Below are 19819 nucleotides of genomic sequence, written 5' to 3'. Positions count from 1 at the left end.
AAATGAAAAAGGTACCTTTCTTACTGGAAATCAAACTGGCATTACTTTCCTGTTTTCTCATCATAAGTTTTTGCAGTCAGGGTAAAATCCGTTATGTCGCTGAAAACAGCACCGGAACCGGCACTTCCTGGGCAGATGCCTCGGGCGATTTGCAGGCCATGATCGATGCCTCAGCCCCTGGTGACAGCGTCTGGGTGAAAGGCGGAACTTATAAGCCAAATGCCTATCCTACAGGCAGTAGTGGTGGAAGTACAAACCGTGACTTTGCCTTTACAATGAAAAATCAGGTGAAAGTATTCGGGAGTTTTGCGGGCACAGAATTCAGCCTGGGGCAAAGAACAAATAAGGTCATGCGATTAAACGCTTCCATTTTAAGTGGAGATATTGGCACTCTAAATGATATGAGTGACAATGTATATCATGTAATTATCTCGGTTTCTGATGATGCCAACACCTTACTTGATGGATTCACAATCACAAAAGGGCAGAATCAATTCAATGGAGTGAGCATTACCCTTGAAAATGAAACATTAAGTACCAATGACGGGCCAGCCATAAACTGCACAAAATCGGCTTTGAAGATTAAAAATTGTAGTATTACTTTAAATAAATCCACCGGATACGGAGGTATTTACATTTCTTATGGGTATCCGCTGATAGATCAATGTATCTTCTCAAACAATGAGGGCGGGAACGGAGCAGGTATTTCACTTAGATACAATTCTTCTGGTTTTGTTCTTTCCAATAGCGTTTTTTATCAGAATGAGGGTGGCAATGGAGGAGCTATTTGGAGTGTAAATTCTACAGGGGGCATTATTTCAAATACTGTTTTTTTAGAGAATATAGCCTACACAGGTAGTGTTTTTGGCAGTCAGTACGGCAGCTGCTCGATGACAAATTGTACTTTTTATAATAATCAGAGCACCTTCGGCGGCCCATTTTATTCAACCGGAAGCACAGCCACTGTCAATAATTCTATCCTTTGGTCAAATAACGGAGCAATCACAGCAGCGGTAAGCTATTCCATTGTTGAAGGTGGCCTGACAGGGACTGGAAATTCAGGGTCGGATCCATTATTTGTCAATACTGCCAGCCCTTTGGGAGCGGACGGTATTTGGGGTACTTCAGATGATGGTTTGGCCGTTCAGTTATGTAGCCCGGCAGTAGACAGTGCAAACAATAGCTTGAACTCACAGCCTGCTGATATAGTAGGCTTTAACCGTATTTTCAATAGCCTTATGGATATGGGAGCCTATGAAATTGGACTTAGTTCAAACGCTCCATTAACTACTTCAGACACACTGGAACTGTACAGTTCTAAAGGTACTACCAATTCATGGACTGGTCCGAATGCATTCACATCAAGTATTCAAAACCCATCCATTAATAGTCTTTCTACTACGAATTCTGGCACGTACACGGTGACTATTACAGGAACTTCCTGTACGAGTACAGCCACTATTGCTGTTTCTATAGTAGACCCGCCTGCCAGCCCCACACTTACAACCCCGGCAACTTTGATTACATGTGCTCCAGACTCCATAACCATCTATGGTAGTTGTAATCAAGGCCATATAGTTTGGTCTGATAACTCCACCTTAGACAGTATTACCATAATGAACCAGGGTGAACATCAGGTCTATGCTGTATGTCAAAGTGGTGACTTTTTTTCAATATCCAGCGATACTATTGATGTTATCATTAATGAAACCATTTATGCCAACATTATAACCGGTATTCAGAACCTCGTAGTTTGTCAACCTAATTCAGTAGTTCTAAAGTCAAGCTGTTTAAGTGGGAATACCATCTGGTCAGATAATTCTGTTTTGGACAGTTTAGTTTTCACTGATGCAGGCATCTATGATGTTTATGCCACTTGTTCTGATAATGGCTGTATTTCAGACACCTCATCACATGTGACGGTAGAAATTAAAGAATTGCCGGCCAAACCTCTAATCATTTCTTCCACAAGTACCTATGCCTGTGCCCCTGACTCCGTTGTATTAAGTACATCCTGTTCATCAGGTACTATCGTATGGTCAGATTTGACTACAAAAAATTCTGTAATACTAAAAAATGCAGACAGCTATACCTACTCTGTTCAATGTGACCTGAACGGGTGTATCAATTCATCTGATGAGATAAATTTTGAAATAAAACAGAGTCCGGCGGCTCCTTCCTTAGGTCTTCATTCTACTCAAGACCTTTGCACTCCTGATAGTCTTTATTTTAGTGCCGGCTGTTTTGGGGGGGGAAATGTTTTATGGTTTAATAATACCACGGATACACTGGTAATTAAAACTCCGGGGGTATATATCCCCACAGCTGTATGTGATGATGGTTTTTGTCACTCTGATACCACCTCCTGGGTAAATGAATATTCACTTGGAGAAACTCCTGCAAACCCAACCGTCGAGCTTAGTGCTACTCTTACTTGTGCCCCGGATTCTATTATCATAAAGGCTAACTGCAGCACAGGGAGCCCTTTATGGTCAGATTATTCCCAGCTAGACTCAATTGTTGTCAAAAACAGCGGGGTTTATTCGTCATACAGTGTGGTTTGTAAATCAAACGATTGCATCTCTGATACGACCTTTGTTCCGTCATTTGAAATTAAAAGTGAGCCACAAATTTCGATTTCGGGCACATCTCCTATTTGCGAAAATGAGACCTTATACCTTTCCGCTTATTCGGCCCTGGCTACATTCTATTCCTGGTCTGGCCCTGCTAGCAGCTTGGATTCTTTTTTGGTATCTGAAAATCCGGTGGCGGGCAGATATTTCATCAATGTTCAGGGCACTAATGGTTGCAATGCAACAGATAGTATTGACATAGAAGTCAAACAAAATTTACGAATTTATGTGAACGCTACAGCTTCTGGTACAAATAACGGTACAAGCTGGACAGACGCTTTCACAGATTTACAATCAGCCCTTGATGTGCAGTGCTATTCAGAAATTTGGGTGGCAGGCGGCACCTATTACCCAAGCAAGACAACTGACGGCTTTTCAAGCGGAAATCACAGAGCCTTTACTTTTAAGTTAAGACCTGGCAAAAAACTATATGGTGGCTTTGCCGGAACCGAGACTGATTTAAGCCAAAGAACCAAAGCAGTTATAAGGGCGAATCCGAGTATTTTAAGTGGCGACCTGGGAATAATCAATGATGCTTCTGACAATGCTTATAGCGTGGTGGTTATTAGCAATGATGACACCAATGGACGTTTGGATGGATTCACAATTACCAATGGATATGGAGACGCAACTGGTGCACGGAGTGTCAATAACAGACTAATTTATCTAAACAATGGTGCTGGTATTAGTATTGATTCATCCGCCACAACCATCGCTTACTGCACCATAAGTAATAATTCTGCAAGTAATAATGCGGGGGGAGTTTATATCTCAAATCATTCAGATATTACCTTTATTGACTGTGTAATTGACTCGAATTCATCCGCAACTTATGGCGGCGGAATTCTGGCACTTTCGGGTTCCAAAATAACCGTGGATAGATCTGTAGTTTCAAACAATACTTCCCAGTTTGCCGGAGGAATGATGAGTAGCCAAGGTGCCGTAATCTTACGAAATAGCCTGATCTATCAAAATACAGCCTCCTGGTATGCCGGAGGGGTGAGAATTATAGATGGCGATGACAATAAATCACTCATCGAAAACAACACTTTTGTGAAAAACATCTCTTCATACGGGGGTAGTGCTATTGAAATTCAACAGACAGATTCTGTGAGAATTATAAACACCATTTTCAACCAAAATATCAAGTCTACCAATGCCAATAACTATCCGGAAGATGTTATGTTTGATAACAGTGGTAGTAAATTATTCGTTGAAAACTCTCTGCTACAACATGAGCTATCAGAAGGAGTGTATCCTCAAAACGGGGGACTATCAGGTTTTCAATTTACAAATACCTTCTTCAACTTACCCCTTTTGTTTAAGGATATTGACCAAATAGCCGGGTCAGACGACATTCTGCAAACTACGGACGATGGCCTGATTCCCGAAATATGCAGCCCAACTATAAATACAGGAACCAACGCCATTACAACAAGCCTTGATTTTAATTCTGAAACTCGCATCTTACAGAGTCAGGCAGACATAGGGGCTTATGAAACCAATCACTCTCCACTACCGGTAAGCGTTACCATTAGCTCAGATTACAGTGGGCCCGTTTGTTATGGAACGGAGCTTACCTTCACAGGGTCAGCTCAAAATGTGGGTGCAGGTGTAATTTATAATTTTCTAGTCAATGGGGTGAGCGTTCAAAATGGTACCTCATCCACCCTGATTATTAGCACTTTGAATAATAATGACTCCGTAAATGTTTACATCACATACGGTATTTGCGATGCCATGTCTAATACTATCAAGGTGATAGCAAATGACTATCCAGTTAGTACAGCAACAGATAATTTTACGGTCTGCCAGGGACAAACGTTTACTTTCACAGCAAATGGAGGTACGTCTTACATCTGGAGCGGTCCGAATAATTTTAGTGCCAACTACAACGGTGATAGCACTTTTACTTTCCCGAATGCACAGCCAATACTTACCGGAACCTACTATTTCACGATATCAAACGGTTTTTGTGAATCTTATGATTCTTTGCAGGTTACTGTTCAAAACCCCACAGTAACATTAAGCTCAAGTGCTAATGGTCAGATTTGTCCGGGAACTACCGTAAGCTTTCAGGCCACTATCGGCGATAATTTTTATGCAAATCCTTATACCATTTTCTCTGTAAATGGTGTGGAAAAACAAAGCGGAACGAATCAGACATACAGCACAAGTACGCTTAATGATGGTGATATCGTTAGTGTGACTGTCAGCGATGCTTGCCTTATATATTCCAATACCATAACTATGGATGTGGCAGATTTCGCTTCAGTAAGTTCACCTGTGTTAACTTCCTTTTGTGGTGGAGATACATTAAAGTTATATGTTTCTGGTGGAGAATCGTATGCGTGGTCTGGCCCAAATGACTTTAGCTCTACTGAGCAAAACCCAAAAATTGCTAATGCGACAGAAGCTATGTCTGGTACCTATACCGTTACGGTTTCCATAGGCAGTTGCAGCACTCAAAGACTTTCAGTCGTTGCCGTATCGGCTTTTCCCTATAAAAGTAAACTATATGTAGACGCAGATGCCAGTGGTAATAACGACGGAACCAACTGGACAAACGCCTTTACAGACTTTCAATCGGCTCTCGATTACGGATGTTTTGACACCATTTGGGTGGCAGGAGGCACGTATATACCCAGCAAAAATCTAAATGGCAATACTTCTGTATCAGTGTCACGGCAACGAACTTTCCACCTTCCCTCTGGAAAGGTTATTATGGGAGGATTTGCCGGTACAGAAACTGCTTTTTCTCAAAGAGACACAGCCACTATTGCCTTAAATCCGAGTATTTTAAGTGGTGAGCAAGGCACTCAAGGAGACGCTTCAGACAATTCTTATCACGTGGTCATGGTAGCTTTGGAGGGTAGTTCTGCCATTTTAGATGGCTTCACCATACAAGATGGGAATGCCAATGGCGGTAGTAGCGATACGCTTGGTTCTGTTTACATTAAACAAAGTTATGGTGGCGGTTTGATTTCAGCCTACTCCGGAGCTCAAATCAGGAATATTACCTTTAAAAACAACAAGGCCAAATACGGTGCAGGTTTCTTCAATCAGGCAGGGGGGCAAACCATCAGCAATTGTCTCTTTATGAATAATGTTGCAGACAGCACTGGTGGTGGTTTGTATAACCTTGGCTCAAATCCAACAATATCAAATTCTAAATTTATCCAAAATTCAGCCGCCGGTTTTGGTGGAGGTGGGATAGCTAATGCAAGTTCCTCTCCCAACATTGATAAGTGTTTATTCCAACTCAACTCCGGCAGACAAGGAGGAGGAATGGGCAATGCCTTGGGTTCAAGTCCCATTGTACAAAATAGTTTCTTCCTCCAAAACACAGCCAGTTACGCTGGTGGGGGTTTTGGTACTGACGGAACGGGTGGAGGTGCCGCTCCTCTTCCAAAAATTGTCAATTGCGTTTTTGCCAACAATACCGCTACCCAATTTGGTGGTGGAGTCGCCAATAATTATGCCTTTCCTATCATTACATATAGTACTTTTTATGGCAATGCTGCCGGGTTTTATGGTGGCGGTGTTTTCAATGCAACCTCCTCTATTTCAACTATTACCAATAGTATTTTCAGAAACAACATTGCCAATTTTGGAGGCAGCGATAACTATAATTTCGCAGGAGGCTCTGCCAGCATTTCATATTCCATCCTTCAAAATGCCTTTTCTGGCACAGCCATTCAAGTAGGTGTAAATCCGCTATTTACCGATGTAACAAACCCGGCTGGTACAGATGGTATTTTCTGGACAATGGATGATGGTTTTAGCCTGTTAATTGGCTCTCCGGCCATCGATGCAGGAATCACTAACGCCCTCACCAGCACAGATATCCTTGGTAGTCAGAGAGCATATAATGGTATTCCCGATTTAGGACCGTATGAATTTACCGTTGAAATACAGAGCCCTACGGCTATATCTGCGAGTCAAACTACAGTATGTACTTACAAACCCTTTACACTTTCAGCTACATGTGAGACAGGATTCAGCCCGGTTTGGTATAATGTAGCGACGGACGGTTCTCCGCTTCAGGAAGGTTCTTCTTATCAAACAAGCGTTGGGGCTACTACTATTTATTATGTTGCCTGCGAAAATGCCAACTTGAAAAGTACGAGGGTATTTGCAGCAGAAATTATCGTCAATCCCAACCCACCAGCACCTACAGCTGATGCTGTGCAGAGTTTCTGTGCAGGTGCCACCATCGCTGATCTGCAAGCTACCGGCTCTGACCTGACCTGGACAGAGAATAAGATAGTAAAACAAGCTACCGATCTGCTAATCAGCAGTCCGAATTATAGGGTTACTCAAACAGTAAATGGCTGTACCAGCCTATATGCTTTTGTAGAAGTAATACTTACCTCATCTCCTATACCTACGATCTCGGCTAGTTCACTGCAAATAGGTTATGGAGGAAGCTCCATGCTTACAGCAGCAGGCTGTAGGGGTACCGTAACTTGGTTTCCGGGAGCGGCTACAGGTATCAGTTTAGTTGTTTCGCCGGCATTAAGTACCACATATACAGCTACCTGTACCGAAAACGGCTGCGAGAGTGGGGTCTCTTCCGGCATTGAAATCGTAGTTAGTGGTATATCTCCATGTGCTTCTCAAATACAATTACAAGCTGGTATTGATGATATTTCCAGCGGTATCAGCCTTAAAACGGCTTCGGCAATAAATGGGCAAATTCAGGCAAACAATAAAGTTCTGGGAACAGCGAGAGTAAGTTATAGGGCAAAATATATTGAACTCCATCCGGGCTTTGAAGCAGGTTCAGGCACCGTTTTTTCGGTCGAAACCGGTGGTTGTAATTAAAATTTAATTGAACCATGATATGGCTGCCGAACGTGCTCAATAAATGTTTTGTAGGAATCATCATTGTTTTGATTGCAATAAGAAATGATCTCAAAACCTGTTTCAATCCTATCGGAAAGATTTTTTGAATGATTAAATACCTGAGTAAGAGAGTCAATAATAACCTTTTGCTGAGCAAAAGAATTTAGGCAGGAAATAAGAAGGATTAATAACCCGAAAGCGGTTTTTGGGTCATAGAGGAAGTTAGATAAAGTATGTTGATTTTTTTTGATTACCGTCTGATTGTTTTCAATCAGTTGTTCTACTGAAGCTATGATTTCCTTCTTCAAATCTATCAATCCATGATCTACCTTTTTCAGAAGTTCCTTCTTCGTTTTACCGATAGAAAGTAAATCGTCACGAATCTTCTTTTGTTGCATGACTTCATGAAATCATTTTTAACGAACCTACAGGTAATTCCGGCCCTATTCAAAATATCTGAAGGACAAAAAGTAGACAACCAATAAAAATAAAAGGTCCGACCGTTGTGGTCAGACCTTTCATTACTTTCGAAAATTCAATCTCTTAAATACTCTCCGGCTGCTCAGCATTCATAAATGGCTGATTATAATACCTTTTACCTGTAGTTTTATAGAGAGCATTAGCTACCGCACCAAATACCGGCGGGAACGGTGGTTCACCAAGGCCGGTAGGAGCGATGTCATTTTCGACAAAGTGAACATCAATCTTCTTCGGAGACTCATTATGACGAATCATACGGTAGGTGTCAAAATTCTTATGATCTGTCACCCCGTTATTGAAGGTCATAGTTCCATAGAAAGATTGACCGATACCGTCGGTAACAGCACCCTGAACCATATTTGCGGCTCCTTCCGGGTTGATGACAATTCCGCAGTCAAGTGCAGAAGTCACTTGTTCTACATATGGTTCTCCGTCCCTTTCGATCATATCCACCACATGAGCAGCGTAAGAATTATGACAGAAGTAGGCGGCTACACCTCTTCGTTTTCCATTATTTTCCGGTTTGCCCCAGCCAGATTTCTCACGGACAAGCTCCAGAACTCCGGCATAACGATCAGCGTCATAGTCATTATTTGACCCAACCGGATTCTCTTTTGCACGTTTCAGTAAATCCAAACGCATTTGAATCGGGTCTTTACCCATTGCCTCAGCCACTTCGTCCAAAAACGACTGCTCGGCTGCTGCATTGAAGTTTGACCTTGGTGCCCGGAAAGCACCGATGGTGATATTGGAAGGAACTTCCCAGCTTTCGGCCAGATAATTATCTAAAGCACCTGCCGGGAAACGATTGGCATGAATCGGGCTTTCAGGAATACCACCACCACTCACATGGAAGGCAATCAGATTCTTGTTTTCATCCAGAGCAGCACGGTAGGTTGCGGTATACATTGGTCTGTAAATACCATAGCTCATGTCGTCTTCACGACTATAGACTAATTTCACCGGTACTTTCGCTTGCTTTGAAATAAGAGCGGCCTCTACGTAATATTGGCCATAAGCTCTTCGGCCAAAGCCTCCGCCCATTCTTGTGCTGATCATTTCTATTTTATCTGGGGCTATTCCGAGGACCTTTGACAGAGTGGGCTCTATCCAGCCCGGAGCCTGATGTGGACCAGCTATAATCGCACTATCTTCCCTGACATCGGCGAAACCGTTCATCGGCTCCATACAGTTATGAGCAAGGAAAGGAGCGTTATACGTTTTCTCAATAACTACTGCTGCATTCTTAAAGGCTGTTTCCGGGTCACCGTCTCTACGCTGAACTTTGGCCGTCTTTCTGCCTTCTTCCATTTCATCAAAATGGTAGTTAGTGCTTTCCAACTTGCCGGGAATAGTTACTGTTTGCGAGCCACCTCTGCCCATTCGGGTTTCCCGTGCATCACCTCTTTCAGTCCATTCGGCTCTTATTTTCTTACGGGCATTCATGACCTGCCAGGTGCTGTCACCTACGATCGCAATCTGCTCATTGAAAGTGCGAACATCAAAACCAGCCATGGCAAAATCTTCATCAAATAACTTGAAGCTGAAGACATCTTTAATACCCGGCATTCTTAAAGCCTGCGAGGCATCAAAAGATTTGAGCGTCATACCAAAAGCCGGCGGATGAAGAATCATGGCGATTTTCATACCTTCTGCCTGGTAATCCAAACCAAATAGCGGTTTTCCGGTCACCACTTTCTTCCCTTCCACATTTTTCTGAGCCGTACGTATCACCTTAAACTCAGAAGGAGATTTCAATTGTACATCTTTCGGAGCAGTCATTGAAGCAGCTTTAGAAGCCATTTCACCGTAAGTTGCTTTTCTATTGCCCGAAGTCAGCATCCCGTTTGAAGCGATAACCTGATCAGCTGAAACACCCCAGGTCTGAGCAGCAGCTTCAGTCAGCATTTGACGTGCAGTAGCACCGGCTTGTCTCAGGATATTGTAATACATACGTACGGAGTTACTTCCTCCGGTAAACTGAGGACCCAGTTTTGCATTATCATGAGGGCCCATTTCCACCACTACTTTTTCAAAATCAACTTCCAATTCTTCTGCAACCATCATCGGGAGGGAAGTCATCACGTTCTGACCAAACTCAGGGTTAGGGTTCAGAATTTTGATGACATTATCCGGGGTGATTTTGATATAGCCGGTCAGTTCATGCCAGGTTTCGGCAAGGCTCTCGCCCATAGCTTCAGCGGCTTTCGCCTGAGTAAACCAATTGAATGTTAGCATTAAACCTCCACCGGCCAGAGCACTTGACTTCAGAAAGGATCTTCTGTCTAATGATTTTTTTTTCGTTTTCATATTTCTATAGGTTTAGGTTTACTTCGCTGCCGCTGTTTTAATCGCTTCTTTGATCCTCAAATAGGTTCCGCAGCGGCAAATATTCCCGCTCATGGTTGCTTCAATATCTTCATCGCTAGGATTCGGATTGTTTTTCAACAGAGCTGCAGCGGTCATAATCTGACCTCCCTGGCAATAACCGCACTGAGCCACATCATGCTCCAGCCAAGCCTCCTGAACTGGATGATCTGCATTTTCAGACAGACCTTCGATCGTCGTAATTTCCTGATTTCCTACAGAAGAAACCGGCAACATGCAGGAACGCATGGCAATGCCGTTCAAGTGAATGGTGCAGGCTCCGCATTGAGCAATACCACATCCGTATTTTGTGCCTACAAGGTTCAGGTGATCTCTCAGTACCCAGAGAATAGGAGTACCGGCATCTACATCAACCTCGCGGGTCTTTCCATTAATTTTAAGATTGTACTTGGCCATTTTATTTTCGATTTAAGCTTGCAATTTTATTTAATTCAGAAACAATTCCTTACTGGATTCAAATAGATACTTATTCAATTCAAACAATGTCAGTTCTAACTCAACTGACTCATAAACGGTTGATGATAAAAACGTTTACCCGTTGCACGATATAGCGAGTTTGCCACCGCAGCAAAAACAGGAGGGAAGGTCGGTTCACCCATTCCTGTTGGTTCAAAGTCATTCTCCACAAAATATACTTCAATGGCTTTCGGAGCCTCATTCATTCTGATCATGCGATATTGATCAAAATTTTGTTGATCCGTAGCACCATTATTAAAAGTCAATTTTCCAAAAAGGGCGTTGCCCAAAGCATCGACAATTCCTCCTTCGGCCAGGTTTTTTGCACCATCCGGGTTTATGATGAGGCCGCAATCCATGGCACAGATCACCTTATTGACCACCGGACTTCCGTCCTGAATTTCCATATCCACCACCATGGCGGCGTAGGTATTATGACAGAAATATGCAGATACTCCCGGATACTTTAGCTGCGAACTTTTAGTTTTCTCTTTGAGTAACTTTAAGACCCCGGCAAAGCGATCGGCGTCATAATCATTTCTTTGACCAACCGGATTTGACTTCGCCTTTTCCAGAAGATCCAATCTGAAATCGATTGGGTCTTTTCCTGCGGCTTCAGCGACTTCGTCCAAAAAAGACTGCTCCGCCGCCGCATTAAAATTGGAACGTGGAGCACGGAAAGAACCCGTGGTTATATTGGAAGGTATCTCCCAGTCTTCAGCCAGATAATTGGATACTGCTCCTGCGGGGAAACGATTCTCATGGATAGGTGATTCCGGGTTTCCTCCCATGTTCACCTTGAATCCAATTAAATTATTATTGGAATCAAGTGCAGCTTGATATTTGGCGTAATAAGTAGAGCGGTAAACCCCTGCCGTCATATCATCTTCACGGGAGTACACCAACTTAACAGGAGCCTTTACTTTTTGAGAAATTAAGGCAGCTTCAATGGCCCAGTGGGCATAAGAGCGGCGACCGTAACCTCCGCCAAGTCGGGTCATTTTGAAGTCTATTTTTTCCAGAGGAACACCTAATCTGGCCGATAAAGCCTGCTCAGTCAATTCAGGTTTTTGAAGCGGACCAATCATCTCGATTTTATCCTCCCGCACATCCGCAAAGAAATTCATCGGCTCCATGCAGTTATGAGCCAGAAACGGAGCGGAGTACTTAGCTTCTACTATTTTGGAGGCATTCTCAAAGGCCTTTTCTACATCTCCATCTTGTCTTTTAACATTTGCTGGTTTTGAGACCAACCCTGTCATTTGAGCCATACTTTCGCTTGTACTTTCCAGACCTGCCGGAACGGTAACCGAGGATTTCCGACCGAACATATTTCGATTATACGAATGCGATTCAAAAGGCTCCCAGCTCACTTTTAACGCTTTTTTTGCTTTCATGACCGACCAGGTATCTTCTCCCACAATGGCCACTACTTCGTTAAACGTGGTGGTATCAAAGAATGTACGTTCATAATCTTCATTGAAAACTTTGATATCAAAAACATCAATAATGCCTTTGAGTTTTTTGACAGAAGCGACATCGTATGATTTCAATTTCAAACCAAAGGCTGGCGGGTGAACGATCATCGCAATTTTCATTCCCTCCTTTATGGTGTCGATACCAAAGAGGGGCTTTCCGGTAACAATATTCTTCCCCTCCACATTTTTTACAGGAGTGCCGATGATATGAAAATCTGACCTGTCTTTCAGTTTAACATCTTGAAGTACAGGCAGTGCGGAGGCAGCCGTAGCCATTTCGCCGTATGTTGCTTTTTTACCCGATTTGGAATGCATCAGCATACCTTTTTCAGTCGTCACCTCAGAAACGGGAACCTGCCATTTTTGTGCAGCAGCTTCTTTTAACATCTGTCTCGCAGTAGCACCGGCAGTTCGTAATACAGTCCAACCCTGACGAATTGCTTGAGAACCGCCGATAAACTGACGGGTGTAATGTTTGGTGTCCAGATCAGCTTGTTGAACCACCACCTGTGACCAGTCCGCATCCAGTTCATCTGCCACGATCATAGGCATGGAAGTTTTCACATTCTGCCCACCCTCCGGATTTGGTGACATGATCTGAATGACGTTATCCGGGGTAATTTTGACAAAGGCATTGAACTCCAGAAACTCATTTTGACCGGTTACCTCATTTTTTACGGCTTTAGCCGAAAGCCAGGAGAAATTGAGCAATAGTCCTCCTCCCACAAGCGAGCCAACTTTTAAAAATGATCGTCTGTCTAATGCTTTTTCCTTCATTCTGGTTTTGAATTATACAAATACTAATTTAGACAATTTCGGGTGCCGCAGACTTATGAAAATCAAACAATTGGCTTCCTAAGCCCAGTTTTTATTCCGATTCCACTAATATTTCGATCGAATCAAACCATTTTTCTACTTTTAGCTCTGTTTCTGTCTTTTTCTTACCCTCTATGGTTAGAAAAATACCATCTCTTTCTTTTCCACCCACCATGCTGAATTCCTTCATGATGGTGGCTTTAGGGCATAGTTTCTTTATGGTATCAATGGTACTGCCAAGTCCATAACCGGCATTGGTATTGAAAGGAATCAACGTTTTGCCCTCCATTGGATATTGACTCAAAAAACTCTGAACCGGCGGCGGTAACTGCATAGCCCAGGTAGGAAAACCTATGAAAACGATATCATATTTATCAATATCTATTTTGGTTTTGAGCGGAGGTAAAAAGCCTTTATCCAATTCATCACTCACCTGACTGACAATCTCTTGATAATTCTCAGGATATGGATTGACCAATTCCAAAGCCACCAAATCTCCACCCACTCTTTTCTGGATAATTTCAGCCAAAGTCTTTGTGTTTTGAGTTCTTGACAGATAGACAATCAGTATTTGACCATCATCTGTTTTCTGTGCCTTGGTACAAGAAAACCCAGTCAAAAAAATGAGAAATAAATAAATAACAGACTGGCGATTCATAGAACCAATAATTAATTCCCTCCGGGAGTCATCAGACGAGAAAATGAATGGGAACCCATTTTCCAGTCATTATCTACTTTTACGTAAACCTCAGTCACCATAAAGGGGTTACTGACTTCATTACTACCGACAACGGCCAAAAGAGTGATTCGATTCAATAAAATAACGGTCTTGCCAATTTCGATCGGTTCTAAAACCTCATGAATATCGGCCTTTTTGTAATGGATAAAACCTGATTTGATAATGTTTAACTCACGCTCTTTTCCCCAGCTGCCACCCATGTGTACAAACATGGCCTGCTCATAAAAAAGAGCATCTAGTTTTTCTACATCTTTGTCGGCCATCCACTGCCATTTGTCCTTAGAGAGTTGTTTGATCTGCTCCTTTGTATTTTGAGTAAAAGCCGTTAATGAACAGATAAACAGGAAACCGGAAAGTAAAAACAATCTTTTCATTCGTGTAATTTTTTGTCCTATGTCAGTCACTTTCTTGTAGGTGACTTATTCAGTGGTTTTTAAATTTATTTTCTAATCTCATGGGTGTCTCTTACACTACTAAAAGTAAGTGCCATCATTTTCCAGTTTTTCTTTTGTTTTTGATAAACTTCTGTTACTGTAAACTCAGTAGAAACATCATTTCCTCTTACATGAGCCACCAGAGTAATTCGATTCCAGACAATAGCGGTTTTACCTGAAATCTCTATGGCAGTGTCTTTAACCTTGGCTTCTTTGTACCAAATACTTCCGGATTCAATAATTTCTAATTCTTCCGGCGTTTTCCAGGTGCCGCTCATGTGTACAAATTTGGCTTTATCGTCAAAAAGCTCTTTCAGCTGATCCACGTTCTTTTCTGCCATCCAATTCCATTTGTCCATTGAAAGTTTTAGAACTTCTGCCTCTAACTTTGAGTTTTGTGCAAAAGAACCTACCGTGCACAGTGCCAATAAAATAATTGTTACCGCTATTTTTTTCATTTCATTAAATCGTTTGTTACTAAAAATTTATTTGTCCTTTAACTCTCTTTCTCCCAGCCACTTCACCATTGAAGGATCTCGGTGATCAAAAAAGCAGCTCGTTTTTGTATCCAAAGTGCTGATGCTTTGCATTTCATCTTCGCTCAATTGAAAATCCAGACTATTGAAATTCTCAACCATCCGTTCTTTTCTGGCCGATTTTGGAATCACCAACACGCCTCGTTGGGTCAACCATCTTAGTATTACTTGAGCGATTGATTTACCGTATTTATCTCCAATACCAGCTAACAACTCATTGCTGAAAATATCGTTTTTGCCTTCGGCAAAGGGTGCCCAGGATTCAATCTGTATGCTGTTTTCAGCCATAAATTTCTGATTGTCTGTCTGCTGTTGAAAGGGATGCGTTTCTACCTGATTTACGGCTGGTTTGATTTCATTATTGACCATCAAATCCATTAGCCGATCCGGATGAAAATTGCTGACTCCAATGGCTCTGATTCGGCCTTCTTTATAAAGCTTCTCCATCGCCCGCCATTCGCCATACACATCCCCGTAAGGCTGATGAATCAGGTATAAATCCAGGTAATTCAATTGTAGCTTTTTCATGGAAGCATCAAAGGCTTTCAGGGTATCTTCGTAGCCGTTTTTCTGAATCCAAAGTTTGGTGGTGACAAACAGGTCTTCACGAGCTATACCACTGTTTTTGATGGCATTTCTTACGGCCTCTTCATTCATATAAGATGCAGCGGTGTCAATGGAACGATAACCCACTTCCAGGGCATCGCTTACGACTTGTTCACACTCTTTTAAATCGGGAATCTGGAAAACCCCGAAGCCCATAATGGGCATTTCTATACCGTTATTTAGTTTGACTTTTTGCATGAGTTCAATACAGAAATTTTGCAATTCAAAGGTCCTAATTGATTGATAACTATGCAGTAGATGAATTACGGATTCATCTACCATTTTTACTGATTCTTGTTTTCCGGTATGATTCTGTCCTTTGCAATTGCCTACTTTTGTTGAAAGACTTGACTATGCAAACCGTTTATAAAATCGAAAATATCAATCATTACAATGCTGATTTGGGTCAGAAAACGCTGCACCCTCTCATTACGATGATTGACATGTCTACAGCACCTTTGAGAGATTGGAAGGGAGCAGAAACTGTTCGCTTTCAATACGATATGTACGGGATTTTCTTAAAGGATGTGAAGTGTGGAGATATTCGTTACGGCAGAGAAAATTATGATTATCAGGCGGGTACTCTGGTTTTCTTTGCTCCGGGTCAGGTGGCGGATTATGATATGCCTGCTGAGCCTTATCAGCCGATGGGTTATGCTTTGGTGTTTCATCCTGATCTGGTTCATGGAACGGCCCTTGGGAAAACTCTTCAGGAATGCAGTTTCTTTAATTATAAATCAAACGAAGCCTTACACATTTCGGAGGACGAACGACAGGTGGTGTTGGATTGCTTCTCTAAAATTGAACGGGAGCTGAAACAAGGGGTAGATAAACATAGCAAGAAGTTGATTGTAAGCAATCTGGAGCTTTTTTTAAATTACTGCGAACGCTATTACGACCGGCAGTTTATCACTCGCGAAAAAGTGAATCATGGTTTACTGGCCAATTTTGAAGAACTACTGAATGAATATTTTCTGTCGGAAAAGCCGCAGCTTTTGGGCTTGCCTTCAGTAGCTTATTTTGCAGATCAGTTGAATCTATCGGCCAATTATTTCGGAGATTTAATCAAAAAAGAAACGGGTAAATCAGCTAAAGAGTACATCCAAATCAAGACTATTGACATCGCCAAAGAAAAAATCTTTGAAGACAAAGCAGTCAATGAAATCGCCTACGATCTGGGTTTTAAATATCCCCAGCATTTCACTCGTCTTTTTAAGCAGAAGGTGGGCATGAGCCCGCTGGAATGGCGGGGGGTGAATTGAGCTTTTACCTCGACTCCAATATCAGCACCGCCGATTCCCCTTTCCAGGGTGATTGATATGATTTGAATAGCTGATAGTCTGAAATCACTTCTTCAGTAAACTCACCGGTGAAAATATTAAACCATCGGGCTTTGTATTTTCCTTGCTGTTCTTTCGGTACCACCACGTTTAGCTGGGAATTTTCTTTGGGAACATAATATAAATACAAACCATTGTCATCAGTGAGGGCGTAACCGCTGGTGGCCATATTGTCATTTCCCAGACGACTATTGGTGGTTAGTTTAGGCTTATAAGCCTGAAGAGAGTTGAAGTCAATCTCTGTAAATAAAGATTGTAGTGGTTTATAATAATCGAATCGTGGCTTTGGGTACTTTTCGTTATTGAGAGCATCGTAGATCACCACATCCCAGGAAGTGTTTTGCCAGTAGTAGGTTGAATAAACGCCCGCAAAAACGCATTGGTAGTTTCGTTCCAGACATACTTTTGGATCGGTATAATTTCCGGGAAAATTGGTAAATGGTCCTTCTTCATAGCCTCCATGCTCAATATTCATCACCGGTTTGTCGGGATATAAATGGTAGGCTTCCGTGCTCTGTGAGTAGAGGTCGCTACGCCAGTTTTGAATAGAAATAATATCAACACGTTGCGGTTCACGGGAGCAATATTCGTAGTCGTGAACTGTAACCAGGTGATTGTAAGCATCATTTTTACGAATTCTAGCTATTCGCTCATTAATATACGGAATATCACATCTACCGTAATCCAGTGCTTCTTTGGAGACGTCCCAGATCAGATTCGGATAGGCCTGATAGCGTTTGATGACATAGTCAAAAAATCGATTATCGGCTTCAGAATACATATCGGGCCAATTGACCTTTTTGTTCCAGACATAAATCATGAGATGAGAAACGATGCCTTTCTCCTGAAGTAGTTCCATTACCTTATCCAGATGCTTAAAGAAGTCAATGTTGAGCTTATCAAAATCCGGATTCTCATTAGTGCCTTCAAAAACGCTGTAGTTAGGTTTTTTGAAAGAATATTCCGCCAGCACCTCGCCTTGCGTAGGCCAGCCCACATTGTAGGCATAGACATTCATCACCACCTGATTAAAGCCGCTTTCTTTAACCGACTCAAGGATTTGATTTGATTTCGGGAGTTTTCCCACTTCGTTTTTATAGTCCAAAGAAAAAAGCCAATCTAACTCAAAAGCCAAAGCGAAATACGGGTCTCCGTTTTCATAGGCGAGTTTTTGCGGATTGTTTTTGTCAATGACTATCTGTCCCTTTAAAGGATTCTCTTGTTGACTTTTAACCTCTACCACGCCTTCAATGCCAGCCATTTTTGGATCGCTGGAATACGTTGTGTAGGAGAATTGACCCGCCTCCGCCGACCGAAAACGAATGACATATTCGCCATTACCATTATAAAAGCCATCGATTTTTCTAACAATTCCTTTCGAATCGCTGAATAAAGCACCCACACTCACTTCAAAGGGTTTATCAACCTTAGACTTTGATTGAAGTTTTATGTCAATAGGTTTATTGACAGGCGTTTGATAGGACTGTGCAAAGAGCTCAACTGCGTTACTCAAAAGAAAAATGAAAACTATATACAGAGCAGACTTTGAAGTTTTAAAAAGCATAATGAGATCGTTTGTAAAGGCAATTGCCAGGTCAAAAAGTATTTTCAAAGTTAGTTTATTATTTGTAATATTGTATACAGTATTCAATTATGGTAGCTAAAATAACCTATAAAGATCTAAGTCTTCAGGCGTACGAAGTACTGCGTGAAGAGATTATTACCGGAAAGCTGAAACCCGGAGAAAAGCTGGTTCAGGAGAAATTAGCTGAGCGACTGGGCCTAAGCAGGATGCCGCTGCATAAGGCATTTCAAATGTTACAGGATGAGATGCTGGTGGAGGCAAAACCCAGAAGGGGTTTCTACGTAAGAGAACAAAGCAAAAAAAGCTTATTGGACGCCTTTCTATGCAGAGAAGTATTGGATGGTCTTGCAGCCAGAACCTTGGCACAAAATACAGCTCATAAGTCCATTGCCAAAGATTTGAAGAAAATATTTCAAGTTTTTTTGGAACAAGAAAATATCAATGAAAAGGCCTATCGAAAGGCCGATGAAGTGTTTCATAATACGCTGGTAGAGCTTTCGGAGAATCAGATGCTGATACGAATGAATAACATGGGGCAGTTCTTACGACAGTCTTATGTTTTCGGACTGGTGAGACCACCTCAGGAAACGCTGGAAGAGCATTTAGCCATCATTCAAGCGATTGAAGACGGAAATGCTGAAAGAGCCGAACAGGAAATTAAAAATCACGCCAGGAAATCTATTGATACAATTTAGATGATCGGTTAGCGGCTGAAGCAAAATATGAACCCTACAATGTATTCGCTCTTATGACTAGCATATTCTACACTTGCTTCTAAAATGTAAACTGAAAAATTCTCCGTCAGATTACTGAGGATTGAACTACCTTTGAAAGGTGCAGGCACTCAAATCATACCTACTGAATCTGCTTCCTTTCACAGAGGAAGAAATTGATCTTATCGCACAGTATTGCACCACTGCTTCAATCAAAAAAGGACAGATGCTTCTAAGGGAGGGGGACATTTGCCGAGGGTACACCTTTGTGGTCTCGGGCTGTTTCAGAATGTATGCCGTAGACGAAAAAGGGAAGGAACATAATATCTCGTTCGCGGCCGAAAACGAATGGATAGCGGACATTGGAAGCTTTTATTCTGAGAAACCCTCTACGCTAAATATTAAGGCACTTGAAAGCAGCTCGGTCATTCAAATTGAACAAAAAGACCTCTATCATCTCTACGAGAATATTACTAAGCTCAATCGTGTCTTTAAGGTCATGGTAGAGAACAAATATGTGGAGCTACAGCGACATCTGGTTCAGAATTTCAGCTCCACCGCCCAAACCAGATACCTCAGTTTTCTGGAGCAATACCCAAAAATTAAGGACCGACTGTCTAATGCTCAAATTGCCAGTTATCTCGGCATAACACCTGAGTTTTTGAGTAAAGTCAGGAAAGATATCATGCTGGAAGAAACCGGCAAGGCCTGATTTCTTAAGATAGTTTAAGGGTCGTAGTCACGGAGTCTGCCCAATTTTGCATAGT

13 protein-coding genes are annotated in these 19819 nt (G+C 42.0%); 4 read left to right on the top strand and 9 right to left on the bottom strand.

The window, feature by feature from the left end:
• Nucleotides 1-2 precede the first annotated feature (2 nt).
• Nucleotides 3-7460 carry a choice-of-anchor Q domain-containing protein gene (locus AFM12_RS04190; protein ID WP_055144197.1) on the top strand — a complete coding sequence of 2486 codons (7458 nt, stop codon included), beginning with the start codon at nt 3-5 and terminating at the stop codon, nt 7458-7460.
• On the opposite strand, the gene AFM12_RS04185 is transcribed toward AFM12_RS04190, so the two are convergent.
• The 8 genes from AFM12_RS04185 to AFM12_RS04150 form a co-directional block, all read right to left on the bottom strand.
• On the bottom strand, nt 7457-7879 hold the full coding sequence (locus AFM12_RS04185) for a hypothetical protein (protein ID WP_055144196.1): 423 nt from the start codon (nt 7877-7879) through the stop codon (nt 7457-7459). The two genes, AFM12_RS04190 and AFM12_RS04185, sit on opposite strands and share 4 nt — an antisense overlap.
• A 145-nt stretch (nt 7880-8024) precedes the next feature.
• On the bottom strand, nt 8025-10271 hold the full coding sequence (locus AFM12_RS04180; protein WP_055144194.1) for a xanthine dehydrogenase family protein molybdopterin-binding subunit: 2247 nt from the start codon (nt 10269-10271) through the stop codon (nt 8025-8027).
• 18 nt (nt 10272-10289) lie between these two features.
• Nucleotides 10290-10745, bottom strand: a complete 456-nt coding sequence (locus tag AFM12_RS04175; RefSeq protein WP_055144192.1) for a (2Fe-2S)-binding protein — start codon at nt 10743-10745, stop codon at nt 10290-10292.
• A gap of 95 nt (nt 10746-10840) precedes the next feature.
• Nucleotides 10841-13060: a xanthine dehydrogenase family protein molybdopterin-binding subunit gene (locus tag AFM12_RS04170; RefSeq protein ID WP_055144190.1), complete on the bottom strand. Its 2220-nt coding sequence runs from the start codon at nt 13058-13060 to the stop codon at nt 10841-10843.
• 91 nt (nt 13061-13151) lie between these two features.
• The gene (locus AFM12_RS04165; protein ID WP_374754264.1) at nt 13152-13718 is read right to left on the bottom strand and encodes a flavodoxin; all 567 of its coding nucleotides are present in this window, start codon (nt 13716-13718) and stop codon (nt 13152-13154) included.
• A 50-nt stretch (nt 13719-13768) separates the two neighbouring features.
• Nucleotides 13769-14212 (bottom strand): nuclear transport factor 2 family protein, encoded by a 444-nt coding sequence (locus AFM12_RS04160; RefSeq protein WP_055144186.1) that lies wholly within the window; start codon nt 14210-14212, stop codon nt 13769-13771.
• Between the two features lie 65 nt (nt 14213-14277).
• Complete coding sequence (locus AFM12_RS04155; protein WP_055144184.1) at nt 14278-14730, bottom strand: nuclear transport factor 2 family protein; 453 nt, start codon at nt 14728-14730, stop codon at nt 14278-14280.
• Nucleotides 14731-14757: 27 nt separating this feature from the next.
• Nucleotides 14758-15612, bottom strand: a complete 855-nt coding sequence (locus tag AFM12_RS04150; protein ID WP_055144182.1) for an aldo/keto reductase — start codon at nt 15610-15612, stop codon at nt 14758-14760.
• A gap of 155 nt (nt 15613-15767) precedes the next feature.
• Between AFM12_RS04150 and AFM12_RS04145 the strand changes: the two genes are divergently transcribed.
• Nucleotides 15768-16676: a helix-turn-helix domain-containing protein gene (locus AFM12_RS04145; RefSeq protein WP_055144180.1), complete on the top strand. Its 909-nt coding sequence runs from the start codon at nt 15768-15770 to the stop codon at nt 16674-16676.
• Nucleotides 16677-16680: 4 nt separating this feature from the next.
• Here the strand turns inward: AFM12_RS04145 and AFM12_RS04140 are convergent, their stop codons facing one another.
• The gene (locus AFM12_RS04140; RefSeq protein WP_157687284.1) at nt 16681-18366 is read right to left on the bottom strand and encodes a DUF5060 domain-containing protein; all 1686 of its coding nucleotides are present in this window, start codon (nt 18364-18366) and stop codon (nt 16681-16683) included.
• Nucleotides 18367-18407: 41 nt separating this feature from the next.
• Between AFM12_RS04140 and AFM12_RS04135 the strand changes: the two genes are divergently transcribed.
• Complete coding sequence (locus AFM12_RS04135; protein WP_055144178.1) at nt 18408-19034, top strand: GntR family transcriptional regulator; 627 nt, start codon at nt 18408-18410, stop codon at nt 19032-19034.
• Nucleotides 19035-19173: 139 nt separating this feature from the next.
• On the top strand, nt 19174-19764 hold the full coding sequence (locus AFM12_RS04130; protein ID WP_055144177.1) for a Crp/Fnr family transcriptional regulator: 591 nt from the start codon (nt 19174-19176) through the stop codon (nt 19762-19764).
• The last annotated feature ends 55 nt before the right edge of the window (nt 19765-19819 follow it).

The sequence above is a fragment of the Jiulongibacter sediminis genome, assembly GCF_001306455.1.
Classification (GTDB): domain Bacteria; phylum Bacteroidota; class Bacteroidia; order Cytophagales; family Spirosomataceae; genus Jiulongibacter; species Jiulongibacter sediminis.
Note: the sequence above shows the minus strand (reverse complement) of the source record. Positions and strands in the feature narration are given on the sequence as shown.

Bases quoted from the DNA above. Each gene is read 5' to 3' on its own strand.
- AFM12_RS04190 (WP_055144197.1), top strand. From the start codon at position 3: ATGAAAAAGGTACCTTTCTTACTGGAAATCAAACTGGCATTACTTTCC.
- AFM12_RS04185 (WP_055144196.1), bottom strand. From the start codon at position 7,879: ATGCAACAAAAGAAGATTCGTGACGATTTACTTTCTATCGGTAAAACG.
- AFM12_RS04180 (WP_055144194.1), bottom strand. From the start codon at position 10,271: ATGAAAACGAAAAAAAAATCATTAGACAGAAGATCCTTTCTGAAGTCA.
- AFM12_RS04175 (WP_055144192.1), bottom strand. From the start codon at position 10,745: ATGGCCAAGTACAATCTTAAAATTAATGGAAAGACCCGCGAGGTTGAT.
- AFM12_RS04170 (WP_055144190.1), bottom strand. From the start codon at position 13,060: ATGAAGGAAAAAGCATTAGACAGACGATCATTTTTAAAAGTTGGCTCG.
- AFM12_RS04160 (WP_055144186.1), bottom strand. From the start codon at position 14,212: ATGAAAAGATTGTTTTTACTTTCCGGTTTCCTGTTTATCTGTTCATTA.
- AFM12_RS04155 (WP_055144184.1), bottom strand. From the start codon at position 14,730: ATGAAAAAAATAGCGGTAACAATTATTTTATTGGCACTGTGCACGGTA.
- AFM12_RS04150 (WP_055144182.1), bottom strand. From the start codon at position 15,612: ATGCAAAAAGTCAAACTAAATAACGGTATAGAAATGCCCATTATGGGC.
- AFM12_RS04145 (WP_055144180.1), top strand. From the start codon at position 15,768: ATGCAAACCGTTTATAAAATCGAAAATATCAATCATTACAATGCTGAT.
- AFM12_RS04135 (WP_055144178.1), top strand. From the start codon at position 18,408: ATGGTAGCTAAAATAACCTATAAAGATCTAAGTCTTCAGGCGTACGAA.